Below are 12,880 nucleotides of genomic sequence, written 5' to 3' on the forward strand. Positions count from 1 at the left end.
CCACCGTGAACGCACAGGGTCGGCTTATGGTGACCTGACAGGTCATGGGAAAAGCTGACCGCAGACGACAGACAACTGAACGGTTGACGGGACCGACCTTCCGGCGGTGACCGCCCGACCTTTGGCCGTGACCGAGCACGACAGCGTGGACCGAGGAGAGGAAAGCTGTGAGCACCGAGAACGAGGGCAACGCGGTACCCCCGGCCCCGTCCGCACCTCCTGTGCCGGTGGACGCTCCCGCTGCTCCCGCCCCCGCCCCGTCGGCGGCGCCGCCCCCCGCTCCGGAGGCATCGGAGCCGTCGGCGGCGCCGGAGACGCCCGAGCCCCCCGCCCGCCCCGCGCCCCCGGCGGACGCGGTCCCGGCGGACGCGCCCCCCGCGGCCCCGGCCCCCGCGCAGACGGCGACCCCCCAGCCCCCCGACCCGTACGCGCACACGAAGCCGCCGGTGGCCACGCCGCACGGCACGTCCACGGCACACGCGCCGCACGGCGCGGGCACCGCGCCCGGCCAGCACGCGCAGCCCGGCCAGCACGCCCCGCAGCCCGCCGCGGCCGGGGCCTGGCCCCCGCCCCCGCCGCCCGCCGTGCCCTCGTACACCCAGGACGGGCAGGGCGGAGGCTCTGGTTGGGGTTCGTCCTGGACGGCCGAGCAGCCGTCCGCGCCGAAGCCGGGCGGCGCCCGCCGCGGCGGCCTGGTCGCGGCGGTGCTCGCGGCGGCGCTCATCGCGGGCGGCGTCGGCGGCGGCATCGGCTTCTGGGCCGCCGACCGCGACGACAGCGGAAGCACGGACTCCACGACGGTCACCGCGTCGGACACCCCCGCCGACCTCAAGCGCGACCCGGGCTCCGTCGCAGGCATCGCCAACAGGGCGCTGCCGAGCGTCGTCACCCTGGAGGCCCAGAGCGGCAGCGGCGAGGGCGGCACGGGCACGGGCTTCGTATACGACAAGCAGGGCCACATACTGACCAATAACCACGTGGTGGCGTCCGCCGCGGACGGCGGCAAGCTGTCGGCCACGTTCTCGAACGGCAAGAAGTACGAGGCTGAGGTCGTCGGCCGCGCCCAGGGGTACGACGTCGCGGTGATCAAGCTCAAGCACAAGCCCGCGGACCTGCGCCCGCTGCCGCTCGCCGACTCCGACAAGGTCGCCGTGGGCGACGCGACGATCGCGATCGGCGCCCCCTTCGGCCTGTCGAACACGGTCACGACCGGCATCGTCAGCGCCAAGAACCGCCCCGTGACCTCCAGCGACGGCGCCAGCAAGAACTCGTACATGAGCGCCCTGCAGACCGACGCGTCCATCAACCCGGGCAACTCCGGCGGCCCCCTCCTGGACGCGCGGGGCGCGGTCATCGGCATCAACTCCGCGATCAAGCCCGCGGACAGCGGCGGCCTCGGCGGCGGCCAGTCCGGCTCCATCGGCCTCGGCTTCGCCATCCCGGTGAACCAGGCCGACAGCGTCGCCAAGCAGCTGATCAAGACGGGCGAGGCCACGTATCCGAAGATCGGCGCCTCGGTCTCCATGGCGGACGGCGCGAGCGGCGCGGTCATCTCCGACCAGGGCGCGGGCGGCTCCGGCCCGGGAGTCGAGCCGAACGGCCCGGCGGCCAAGGCGGGCCTGAAGCCCGGCGACGTCATCACGAAGCTGGACGACACGGTGATCGACAGCGGCCCCACCCTGATCGGCCAGATCTGGACCCACAAGCCGGGTGACACCGTCAAGATCACCTACGAGCGCGACGGCAAGGAGCACACGGTCGACGTGACCCTGGCCGCACGCAAGGGCGACAGCTGACCCGCTACTCTTGACCCCGCGCCACGGCCGGACTTCCGACCACGGGCGCGGGGTGGGTTGCCCGAGCGGCCTAAGGGAACGGTCTTGAAAACCGTCGTGGCGCGAGTCACCGTGGGTTCAAATCCCACACCCACCGCGGGAACTGGCCATGGGCCTGATGGAGCGGGGTGCTTGGAACTTCCGAGTGCCCCGCTTCGTTTTGTCTGTGTGGTGGGCGGGGCGAGTTGTGGCGGGCGCTCCATGGGGCCGATGAGGCCCGGTGGGGCCCGACGGGGGGTGTGAGGCGTGGACTGTCAGGCGTGGCCCGTGAGGCGGGCCGCTGAGGCGATGGTGGAGCGGGCCTCGCGGAGGGTGAGGCCGACGCGGACGGCCGCGTCGGTGAGGGGTCCCTTCAGGGTGTCGCCCAGACCGTTCTCGTAGGCGCGGCAAGCCGCCCAGAAGAGGCGGGTGTTGCGCTGCCCCTCGTGGGCGGCGAGGACGAACTGGACCAGGCCATGGCCCTGTTGGGGGCTCGGCGGGCCGTCCGCGCGGTGCTGCGCGCGGTGGCGGCGCGGCGGGACCAGGAGGCGCAGCAGCGCCGTGGGGCAGGCGGCTGGCGGCAGATGGGCCGTGCCCGGGACGGTGCTGTAGACGCCGTGCTCGGTGCGGGAGCCGGGGCCTACGAGATAGCCGCCCGCGCCCCGGATGTCGATGCCGGGCGCGAGGCGCCCCGCCGAGTTGGGCACCACCGTGTCGGGCGGACCGGACAGCCAGATGTGCCGACCGCCGCTGGGCGTGGTCACGACGACGGTGTCCGGGATGGTGAACAGGTGCCGCAGCGCGAGTTCGCGCAGGGCCGCCGGGGCGTCGGCGCCGGACTTGGTGTCCAGGTCGATGCCGATCAGGTGGTACGGCGGCAGTCCGCAGGCGATGCCGTAGCCCGAGGCCCAGGGCGCGGCGGCGAACATCTGCCGGATGCGCAGCGGGTCCGACGAGGCGTCGTACACCCCGTGCCCGAGCCGTCCGCACTCGCCCCGGCAGGGGGCCGCGGGCTGGTGGGGCAGCGCCTCGGCGCGGGGTGCGGAGTGGCGGGGCTCGGAGGGGGACGGCGTGAAGTGGCGGGCCTCGCCGTGGCGGGCCTCGCCGTGGCGGGGCTCGTCGTGGTGCGGGGAGCGCAGGGCCGGGAGCTTGGTGCGGGAGAGCGGGATGACGGCGAGGCCGCGCTCGGCGGCGGACAGGGCGTGGGCGAGCGCGAGCGTCGCGGTGTGCCGGTCGGCGGCGTGCCGCGCCCGGGAGCGGGGGGCGGGGCCGGGGCCAGGGCCGTGGTCCGGGCCGCCGGGGCCAGGGGAGTCGCGGTCTGCGGCATGGCGGTCGATGGAGGCCATGCCGTCATTTTCGTACTGACGTTCGATGAAGGGAAGGGGGTGGGGCGGGTCCGGGCGGTCGTACGACAAAAGCGCCCCCTTTGCCGGGGTTTTGGCGGAACGCTTCAGCCCGTGCGGCGCTTGGGTGCGACGCCTTCCGGGGCCGCTGAGCTGCGGCGGTGGGGCGCATAGCGGGTTTATCGACTTGTCATCACGCTTGAGGGGGAATCGAGCCTTCCGGGGTGGTTGTGGGGGGATTCCGTGGGCAACTCTGGTCTCGCGACGTCGTACAGATGCCGAGGCGGTCGGCCAACTGCCTTGGAATAAGCCGTACTTGAGGTACTTCCGGTGCAGCGCCGGTACGTACCTCCCGTTTCTGGAGGAATAGACATGGCAAGCATCCGTACCGCCCGCGCCCTCGCCGCCGTCGCCGCCCTGCCCCTGGCCGTCGCCCTGTTCTCCGGCGTCGCCACGGCCGACAACGGTGCGATCGCGGACAACGGATCGAACGCGGGTGTGGCGGTCGTGAACGGCAGCGGCGTCGGCGACGACAACAACGGCAACTCGTCCACCACGCAGCAGCAGGCCGTCGGCAACGGCGCCTCCAACCAGAGCAACACCGCTCAGGTGAACGGCTCCGCCTTCACGGCGATCGAGCAGACGAACGCCAACGTGGCCATCAACTTCAGCGAGCTGTGGTGAGCCCGGGCCCCACTGGGGAGTGATCCCCGGGGCCGGTTCCGTGGGGTGATGTGACGGTTTGCGCGGCGGTGCCCTGGGCCCGCCGCGCAGCTGTTTGTGCGGTGGGGGCGGGTTCCGGGGTCTGGTTCCCGGGGGGCGGGGCGCGTGGGTCGAGGGGGCGGGTCGAGGGGGGCGGGGGCGCGCGGCTCGCCGGTCTCCGTGGGTCGTCCGCCCTGCCCTGCGGGGCTCTTGACACTCGTACCGTATCTGACGGACAGTCAGAAAGGCGTGCGGGTATGGGACGGAGGGGCTCGGGATGCGCGAGGGGCGGCTGTGACGGAGGCGGCGGACGCGCTGTACGCGCGGCTGAAGCGGTACGAGGGCCGCGCCGCCGCCGAGCGGGGGCGCGGCAAGGACCCCGTCAACGCCCCGATGATCCGGCACTGGTGCGAGGCCCTGGGCGACACCAACCCCGCGTACACCGGCCCCGACGCCATCGCGCCCCCGACGATGCTCCAGGCCTGGACGATGGGCGGCCTGTCCGGCCACGCGGGCCGCGCGGCGGCGTACGACGACCTGCTCGGCCTTCTCGACGCCGCCGGATACACGTCCGTGGTGGCCACGGACTGCGAACAGGAGTACGCGCGTCCGCTGCGGCCGGGGGACGAGATCACGTTCGACGCGGTGATCGAGGCGGTGTCCGAGCGCAAGACCACCAAGCTGGGCCCGGGGTACTTCGTGACGACGCGGATGGACGTCCGCGCGGGCGGCGCACTCGCGGGCACGCACCGCTTCCGGATCCTCAAGTACGCGCCGAGGCGGCGCGGGGCGACCACGGAGAAGGCCGCGGAGGCGGCGGCTTCGGTTCCGGCCGCCAGTCCCCGGCCCGCGACCACCAGCCGCCCCCGCTCCGCGATCAGCCGCCCCGAGCCCGTGGCCAGCCGTCCCCGCCCCGTCATCAATCGGGACAACGCCGGTTTCTGGGAGGGGGTGGCCCGCCACCGTCTGCTCATCCAGCGCTGCGGCGACTGCGCCCGGCTCCGCTTCCCCTGGCTCCCGGGGTGCAACGCCTGCGGTTCGCCGAGGTGGGACACGGTCGAGGCGCGCGGCGACGGCACCGTCTCTTCGTACGTTGTGATGCACCATCCTCCGTTTCCGGCCTGTGCTGTGCCGGAGGGCGAGGAGGGCGACGGGGGTGCGGAGGGCGCGGAGGGCGCGGAGGGTGCTGTCGGGGGCGTGGGGGCGGGCCCGTACGCGGTGGTGCTCGTCGAACTGGCCGAGGGAGTGCGGATGATCAGCCAGGTGGTGGGCGTGCCGCACGACCGGGTGCGGATCGGGATGCCGGTGCGCCTGGAGTTCCGGCGGGTCGACGAGGACCTCGAACTGCCGCTGTTCCGGGCGGTTTCCGTGGACGGGGGCGTGCGCTGACATGGGGGGCGCGTACGCCGTCGGGCCGCGCGCGGGCGACGCGCTGCCGCCTCTGGAGATCCCCGTCACCCGCACGCTGATCGTCGCCGGGGCCATCGCCTCACGGGACTACCAGGACGTGCACCACGATCCGGAGCTGGCGAGGGACCGGGGTTCCCCCGATGTGTTCATGAACATCCTGACGACCAACGGCCTGGTCGGCCGCTACATCACCGACCACTTCGGCCCGCGCGCCGTTCTGCGCAAGGTGGCGATTCGGCTGGGCGCGCCCAACTACCCGGGCGACACCCTGGTGTTGACCGGAACGGTCGAGCGGGTCGAGCGGGTCGAGCGTGCTGAGAGGGGCGAGGGGGGCGAGCGGGGCGACAGGTGCGGGCGCGGGGGCGCGCCCACGGTCACGGTCACCGTCAAGGTCGTCGGGGCCAACGGCATCGGCACGCACGTCACCGGCCGGGTGACCGTCACCGTGCCCGCCGTGCCCACCGGGGCGGACGCGGCGGCGGAGGGCGGGGCATGAGCGTACGGACGAGGGACCGGCTCGGTGGGCGGGCGGCGATCGTGGGGATCGGCGCCACGGAGTTCTCCAAGGACTCGGGGCGCAGCGAGCTGACGCTGGCGGTGGAGGCGGTGCGGGCCGCGCTCGACGACGCCGGGCTCGGCCCCGGGGACGTCGACGGCCTGGTCACCTTCACGATGGACACCAGCCCGGAGATCACGGTCGCGCAGGCGGCGGGCATCGGCGAGCTGTCCTTCTTCTCCCGTGTGCACTACGGCGGCGGCGCGGCCTGCGCCACCGTGCAGCAGGCGGCGCTCGCCGTGGCGACGGGGGTGGCCGAAGTCGTCGTCTGCTACCGGGCGTTCAACGAGCGCTCGGGGCGGCGCTTCGGCTCCGGCGTGCGCCACCGGGAGCCGACGGCGGAGGGCGTCGCGCTCGGCTGGGCGCTGCCGTTCGGACTGCTCACGCCCGCGTCCTGGGTGGCGATGGCCGCCCAGCGCTATCTGCACGTCCACGGCCTGGCCCCGGAGGCCCTCGGCCACGTCGCGGTCACCGCCCGCAGACACGCGGCGACCAACCCGGTGGCGTACTTCCACGGCCGCCCCATCACCCTCCGGGACCACGCGGCGTCCCGGTGGATCGTCGAACCGCTGCGGCTGCTCGACTGCTGCCAGGAGACCGACGGCGGCCAGGCGCTCGTGGTGACCAGCGTGGAACGGGCCCGCGACCTGCCGCGACCGCCCGCCGTGATCACCGCGGCGGCCCAGGGCGCGGGCCGCGCGCAGGAGCAGATGACCAGCTTCTACCGCGACGACCTGACCGGCCTTCCCGAAATGGGCGTCGTGGCGCGGCAGTTGTGGCGCACCTCGGGACTCGCACCGGGAGACATCGACGTCGGCGTCCTGTACGACCACTTCACCCCGTTCGTGCTGATGCAGCTGGAGGAGTTCGGATTCTGCGGGCCGGGGGAGGCGGCGGAGTTCGTCGCCGAGGACCGGCTGCCGCTGAACACCCACGGCGGGCAGCTCGGCGAGGCGTATCTGCACGGCATGAACGGCATCGCCGAGGCCGTACGCCAGCTCCGCGGCACCGCGGTGAACCAGATACCGGGCGCCGCCCGCACCCTCGTCACGGCGGGCACCGGCGTCCCCACATCGGGGCTGATCCTGACGGCGGACGGCTGAACCCGGCGTGTGCGTCGCGGCGCGCGCCCCGCCGTGCCCCTTCACTCGCCCCATGCGCCCTCGCACGCCGATCACCGGACTCCTCCTCACCCTCGCCCTGGCCACCTTGGGCCTGGACACGCCGACACCTGCGCTTGGGCCCGCGCTAGGGCCCGCACACGGGACCGTCCATGGCCCCGCCCATGGCCCCGCCCACGGTCCCGCCCACGGATCCGACCGGCCCCCGGGCGCCTCCTTCGGCCCTGACGCGGCCGCCACGCCCTCCGAGGCCGCGTACTTCCGCGGCAAGGCCTTCGACACCTGCTGGGCGCCGCCGCTCGACACCATGCGCCGCTGGCGGGCATCCCCCTACGGGGCCGTCGGCGTCTACTACGGCGGGCGGGGCCGCGCCTGCCGGGACCAGCCGCACCTCTCCCGCGCCTGGCTGCGCGCGGTCGACGCCCTGGGCTGGCGGGTGCTGCCGGTATACGTCGGCTCCCAGTCCCCCTGCGTCGTCGCCGACCGCAAGCGGCACGTCCGCATCGGTGGCCGACCCTGGCGGCAGGGCACCCGGGAGGGCCATGACGCGGTGCGCCGCGCCGAGGCCCACGGCATCCGGCCGGGCAGTCCGCTCTACCTCGACATGGAGGCGTACACGTACCGGAAGCAGAAATGCGCGCGCGCCACGCTCAGCTTCGTACGCGCCTGGAACCGCGAAGTACGCAGCCACGACTACGTGCCTGGCTTCTACAGCAGTGCCGAATCCGGCGTACGGCACATGGCGGCCGCCCGGCGGGCGGGCGCGGCGGACCTGCCCTCCGTGCTGTGGTTCGCCCGCTGGCGCACCCGGCCCGATCTGTACGCCGAGCCCGCGCTGCCCTGGGCGGGCTGGCCCGAGGGCGGGCGGATCCACCAGTACGCGGGCGACGTGCGCGAGCGGCACGGTGGTCGCACCCTGGTGATCGACCGGGATCTCGTGGACGCACCCGTGGCACACGTGGGCTGAACCGGCGCGCCCGCCGACGGCAAGCGGTTTCGTACACCTCAGGGTTGAACCCTCAGGGGTGCGCTCCGCCTCCTCCACCTTCAGGAGGTGAGGCTGGCTCCCCTCGTACAACCTGAGGCGGACACGGCTTCGGGACCTGCGGCCGATCCGCTGATGTAGGGGTCGCTTCTAGCGTGGAGCCATGACCGCATCCATGGTGTCCGTGTGCACCAGCGCATCGAAGGCCGCGACGCGGAGCGCGGGACCTTCCGCCTATCCGTCGTTCGCCTCCTACGTCCGGGCCCGCCAGCCCGTGCTGCTGCGCACCGCCCGCTCGCTGACGGCGAACCCGAGCGATGCCGAGGACCTGCTCCAGACGGCCCTGACCAAGACGTATGTGGCCTGGGACCGGATCGAGGACCACCGGGCGCTCGACGGCTACGTCCGCCGGGCCCTGCTGAACACGCGCACGTCGCAGTGGCGCAAGCGCAAGGTCGACGAGTTCGCCTGCGACGAGCTGCCCGAGCCCGAGACCGTCCCGGCCGGTGACCCGGCCGAGCAGCAGGCGCTCCACGACGCGATGTGGCGCGCGATCATGAAGCTGCCCGCGCGGCAGCGGGCGATGGTCGTCCTGCGGTACTACGAGGACCTGAGCGAGGCCCAGACCGCCGAGGTGCTCGGCGTGTCCATCGGCACCGTCAAGAGCGCCGTGTCCCGCGCGCTCGGCAAGCTCCGCGAGGACCCGGAGCTGACCCCGGTCCGCTGAGCCCCACCGCGGTGGTTCGGCTCTGGCTGACAGGGGCACGCCAGGGTGGCGGACCGTCGTGCTCAATTTGCCTCCTTCCGCTTCTCCCTAGTGACATACCGCTCGGTATGCGGCGAGAATCTGGGCCTACCGCCAGGTAGAGCGCCGGGAACGCCCGGACGCCGCCCTGCGCCCACCGGGAGGACGCCGTGCTGAGCACCATGCAGGACGTACCGCTGACCGTGTCCCGCATCCTGCGGCACGGCACCACCGTGCACGGGACCGCACAGGTCACCACCTGGACCGGCGACAGCGCCCCGCAGCGCCGCAGCTTCCGCGAGATCGGCGCCCGCGCCGCTCAGCTCGCCCACGCCCTCCACGACGACCTCGGCATCGCCGACGACGAGCGTGTGGCCACCTTCATGTGGAACAACGCCGAGCACGTCGAGGCCTACTTCGCCGTCCCCTGCATGGGCGCCGTCCTGCACACCCTCAATCTGCGCCTCCCCGCCGAGCAGCTCACCTGGATCGTGGGCCACGCCGCCGACCGCGTCATCATCGTCAACGGCTCCCTGCTCGGCCTGCTCGCGCCGCTCCTGGACCGCATGCCGACCGTCGAGCACCTCGTCGTCTCCGGCCCCGGCGACCGCTCCCTCCTCGACGGCGCCCGCGTCCGCGTCCACGACTACGAAGAGCTGATCGCGGGCAAGCCCACCGACTACGCCTGGCCCGAGCTGGACGAGCGCCGCGCCGCCGCCATGTGCTACACCTCCGGCACCACCGGCGACCCCAAGGGCGTCGTCTACTCCCACCGCTCCATCTACCTCCACTCCATGCAGGTCAACATGGCCCAGTCCATGGGCCTGACGGACGCCGACACCAGCCTCGTGGTCGTCCCGCAGTTCCACGTCAACGCCTGGGGGCTGCCGCACGCCACCTTCATGACCGGCGTCAGCATGCTGATGCCGGACCGCTTCCTCCAGCCCGCGCCGCTGGCCGAGATGATCGACACCGTGCGCCCCACGCACGCCGCGGCCGTCCCCACCATCTGGCAGGGCCTGCTCAGCGAACTCACCGCCAGGCCCCGCGACGTGAGCTGTCTGCGGCAGGTCACCATCGGCGGCGCCGCCTGTCCCCCTTCCCTCATGGAGGCCTTCGACCGGCTCGGCGTCCGCGTCTGCCATGCCTGGGGCATGACGGAGACCTCTCCGCTGGGCACGGTCTCGCGGCCTCCGGCCCATGTGGTCGGCACCGACGAGGAGTTCGCCTACCGCCTCACCCAGGGCCGCTTCCCCGCGGGCGTCGAGGCCCGCCTGGTCGGCCCCGGCGGTGAACACCTGCCGTGGGACGGCGAGTCCGCGGGCGAGCTGGAGGTCCGCGGCCCCTGGATCGCCGCCGCCTACTACGGCGGCGCCGCGGGCGAGGCCCTCAAGCCCGAGGACAAGTTCAGCGAGGACGGCTGGCTGAAGACCGGTGACGTGGGCGTCATCACCGCCGACGGCTTCCTCACCCTCACCGACCGCGCCAAGGACGTCATCAAGTCCGGCGGTGAGTGGATCTCCTCGGTCGAGCTGGAGAACGCCCTGATGTCCCACCCGGACGTCGCCGAAGCCGCCGTCGTCGCCGTCCCCGACGAGAAGTGGGGCGAACGCCCGCTCGCCACGGTCGTCCTCAAGGAGGACGCCACCGCCGACTACCGGGCCCTGCGCGACTTCCTCGCCACCCGCGTCGCCAAGTGGCAGCTCCCCGAGCGCTGGGCCCTGGTCCCGGCCGTGCCCAAGACCAGCGTCGGCAAGTTCGACAAGAAGGTGCTGCGCAGGCAGTACGCGGAGGGGGAACTGGAGGTCACGGACGTGACGCGCGGCTGAGCCGCCGCCGCGGCCCGGCGGGCGTGGGGTGAGGCCTTCCGGGCCCTGTCCCCGCCTCACTTCCGGCGTATCGCGCCCGCCCCCCAGCCGAGCCCCAGCCAGATGCCCGCGACCGCGCACACGCCCGCCCAGCCCCACTGGGTGAACGCCGGGCCCGCGAACGCCGAGGCGAGCGCGCCGCCCGCGAAACCGGCCACCACATAGGCGGTGTTGGCCACGGCCGGGGTGGACGTCGTGGTCAGGGCCAGCGTCTGGTTGGCGACGTGGCTGGCCACCAGGGCCGCGTGGACGGCCACCGCGGCCGCGCACAGGGCCCACAGCTGGGCGCCGCCGAGCCAGAACAGCGGCACGGACACGGCCGCGAGCACGTACGCGAACGACACCACCTTGGCCACGCCGAACCGGTCCACGAGGCCTCCCGCTACCGGCGCGACCATGCTCGCCGCGAGTCCGAAGAGCCCGAAGAGCCCGGCGGCGCCGGTCGTCATGCCGTACCCCTCGTCGCCGTGGCCGGTGAGGAGCAGGGCGAGCGAGGTCCACAGGGCACTCCAGGCGCCGTACATCCCCGCCTGCCGGAGGCAGGCGCGCCGCAGCTCCGGTGACATCCGGACCACGCCGGGGAGTTGAGCGAGTCCCGCGAACAGCGAACCCGAACTCCTGCGGCCCTCCTGGGGCAGCGCGGCCGCGGAGGCCAGGCCGAGCAGCGCCGTGAGCCCGGCCGCGCCGAGGAAGACCGCCCGCCAGCCGAAGGCCTGCCCCGCGAGGCCGCCCAGGACCCGGGCGGCGACGACGCCCGCGAAGAGCCCGGCTATCACGGCCGCGACATGGCTGGCCCGCCGGTGGGCGGGGGCCCGAGCGGCGACGAGCGGCACCAGCAGCTGCGGCACGACGGTCGCCGCGGAGGCGACGAGGACGGCCGCGGCCAGCATGGCCGCTCCGGTCGAGGCGGCGCCGACGACCAGGGCGGCCGCGGTCACCACGGACAGGCCGCCGACGAGCACGCGGCGGTTCACCCGGTCGCCCAGCGGGGCGAAGAACAGCAGTCCGGCCGCGTACCCGAACTGGGCGACCGAGGCGATCCAGGCGACGGCCGACGACGTGGAGCCGAAGTCCCGGGCTATGAGGGGGAGCAGCGGGGCCGCGACGTAGATGTTCGCCGCGGTCACGGCCGTGCAGACCGCTATCAGGACGAGGAAGAGGCCGGGAGGTACACGGTCGGTGGGCTTGGGGGTCGGGTCGGCCGCCGCGCGCGAGTCCGGACGTGTGGTCGGGCGGGGGTGCGGTCGGGTGTCCGGCCGGGTGTCCGGCCGGGTGTGCGGGGGCGTTTGCGGGTGCGGGTGCAGGTTCGGGTTCGGGTTCGGGCGCGAGTGTGGGCGAGATCGCGGTTGTGGTTGGGGTTGTGGTTGTGATTGCGGTTGGGGTCGCGCCGACGATGGCGTGGGTGACGCTGGCGTGGGTGTTGCTGAAGACATGGGGGACATGACTCCTCTGCACGTCGTCCTGGCGGCCGGTGCGCAGTCGTGATCGCATCGCCAGCCCGTGCCAACTAACTGGTTGGTTGTAACGAGTCTGCGCCCGCCGCGTGAGACCTGTCAAGCAACCAAACGGTTGGTTATCGAGGAAATTCCCTTACGCTGTCCTCATGGGAGTGAGAGACCCCGAGGCCACCAAAGCCCGGATCTTCGACGCGGCGGTCGCGGAGTTCGCCCGCTTCGGCATCGCGGGCGCCCGCATCGACCGCATCGCGCGCGAGGCGAAGGCCAACAAGCAGCTCATCTACGCCTATTTCGGCAACAAGGCGGAGCTGTTCGCCCAGGTCCTGGAGAAGCGCATGCTCGACCTGGCCGTCGCGATCCCCGTCGACGCCGACGACATAGACGGCTGGATGCAGCGCCTGATGGAGTACCACGCGGCCCATCCGGAGGTCCTGCGCCTGCTGTTCTGGGAGGGCGTCGAGTACGGCGACACCGAGGAGCTCCCGTACGAGCACGAGCGCCGGGAGCACTACGACCGGAAGGTCAGGGCCTTCAAGGACGCCCAGGCCAGGGGTGTGATCACCGATGAGATCCCGGCGACGGACCTGCTGTTCATGCTGGTCGCCCTCGCCGGTTGGGCCTCGGTGGTGCCGCAGATGCGGCGGATCCTCGTCGGCGGCGGGGACGAGGACCGCGAGCGGCTGCGCGCGTCGATCCGCGCGGCGGCGTGCCGCATCACGGCGGTGGGCACGCGCGACGAGGCCGACGCGCGCGGGCGCGACTAGCCCGGAGAGCGGGCAGGGGCACGCCGCCCGGCCCCGAGCGGGGCGGCTCCACCCAAGACGGCGCCGGGCTGGATGGCGGCCTCGGGCTGGACGGCAGCCTCGGGCTGGACGGCGG

General features: G+C 73.4%; 11 protein-coding genes and 1 tRNA gene. 10 read left to right on the plus strand and 2 right to left on the minus strand.

Annotated features, from left to right (window positions below; all coding sequences use genetic code 11):
* Positions 1-167: 167 nt before the first annotated feature.
* Complete coding sequence (locus ACOBQU_RS19765; RefSeq protein WP_423628662.1) at positions 168-1,796, plus strand: S1C family serine protease; 1,629 nt, start codon at positions 168-170, stop codon at positions 1,794-1,796.
* Positions 1,797-1,847: 51 nt separating this feature from the next.
* Positions 1,848-1,932: transfer RNA gene (locus ACOBQU_RS19770), tRNA-Ser, on the plus strand.
* Positions 1,933-2,089: 157 nt separating this feature from the next.
* Here ACOBQU_RS19770 and ACOBQU_RS19775 read toward each other — a convergent pair.
* Entirely contained in the window at positions 2,090-3,160 is a 1,071-nt protein-coding gene (locus ACOBQU_RS19775) for a bifunctional DNA primase/polymerase (protein WP_423628663.1), read from the minus strand.
* A gap of 369 nt (positions 3,161-3,529) precedes the next feature.
* Here ACOBQU_RS19775 and ACOBQU_RS19780 point away from each other — a divergent pair, with 369 nt between their 5' ends.
* The 7 genes from ACOBQU_RS19780 (at position 3,530) to ACOBQU_RS19810 (ending at position 10,505) form a co-directional block, all read left to right on the plus strand.
* Positions 3,530-3,841: a hypothetical protein gene (locus ACOBQU_RS19780; protein ID WP_423628664.1), complete on the plus strand. Its 312-nt coding sequence runs from the start codon at positions 3,530-3,532 to the stop codon at positions 3,839-3,841.
* A 312-nt stretch (positions 3,842-4,153) separates the two neighbouring features.
* Positions 4,154-5,248 carry a bifunctional MaoC family dehydratase N-terminal/OB-fold nucleic acid binding domain-containing protein gene (locus ACOBQU_RS19785; protein ID WP_423628665.1) on the plus strand — a complete coding sequence of 365 codons (1,095 nt, stop codon included), beginning with the start codon at positions 4,154-4,156 and terminating at the stop codon, positions 5,246-5,248.
* Position 5,249: 1 nt separating this feature from the next.
* Complete coding sequence (locus tag ACOBQU_RS19790; RefSeq protein WP_423628666.1) at positions 5,250-5,765, plus strand: MaoC/PaaZ C-terminal domain-containing protein; 516 nt, start codon at positions 5,250-5,252, stop codon at positions 5,763-5,765.
* The gene (locus ACOBQU_RS19795) at positions 5,762-6,928 is read left to right on the plus strand and encodes a lipid-transfer protein (protein WP_423628667.1); all 1,167 of its coding nucleotides are present in this window, start codon (positions 5,762-5,764) and stop codon (positions 6,926-6,928) included. The genes ACOBQU_RS19790 and ACOBQU_RS19795 overlap by 4 nt, the downstream gene beginning before the upstream one ends.
* Positions 6,929-6,980: 52 nt before the next feature.
* Complete coding sequence (locus ACOBQU_RS19800) at positions 6,981-7,913, plus strand: DUF1906 domain-containing protein (RefSeq protein WP_423628668.1); 933 nt, start codon at positions 6,981-6,983, stop codon at positions 7,911-7,913.
* A gap of 181 nt (positions 7,914-8,094) precedes the next feature.
* Positions 8,095-8,658 carry a SigE family RNA polymerase sigma factor gene (locus ACOBQU_RS19805; protein ID WP_423628669.1) on the plus strand — a complete coding sequence of 188 codons (564 nt, stop codon included), beginning with the start codon at positions 8,095-8,097 and terminating at the stop codon, positions 8,656-8,658.
* 188 nt (positions 8,659-8,846) lie between these two features.
* Complete coding sequence (locus tag ACOBQU_RS19810) at positions 8,847-10,505, plus strand: long-chain fatty acid--CoA ligase (protein ID WP_423628670.1); 1,659 nt, start codon at positions 8,847-8,849, stop codon at positions 10,503-10,505.
* Positions 10,506-10,561: 56 nt separating this feature from the next.
* Here ACOBQU_RS19810 and ACOBQU_RS19815 read toward each other — a convergent pair whose 3' ends face one another.
* Positions 10,562-11,848, minus strand: a complete 1,287-nt coding sequence (locus ACOBQU_RS19815) for an MFS transporter (protein WP_423634601.1) — start codon at positions 11,846-11,848, stop codon at positions 10,562-10,564.
* A 299-nt stretch (positions 11,849-12,147) separates the two neighbouring features.
* On the opposite strand from ACOBQU_RS19815, the gene ACOBQU_RS19820 reads away from it, so the two are divergent.
* The gene (locus ACOBQU_RS19820) at positions 12,148-12,765 is read left to right on the plus strand and encodes a TetR family transcriptional regulator (RefSeq protein ID WP_423628671.1); all 618 of its coding nucleotides are present in this window, start codon (positions 12,148-12,150) and stop codon (positions 12,763-12,765) included.
* Positions 12,766-12,880: the final 115 nt, after the last annotated feature.

It is taken from the genome of Streptomyces sp. G45, from assembly GCF_049542095.1.
In the GTDB taxonomy this organism is placed as follows: Bacteria; Actinomycetota; Actinomycetes; order Streptomycetales; family Streptomycetaceae; genus Streptomyces.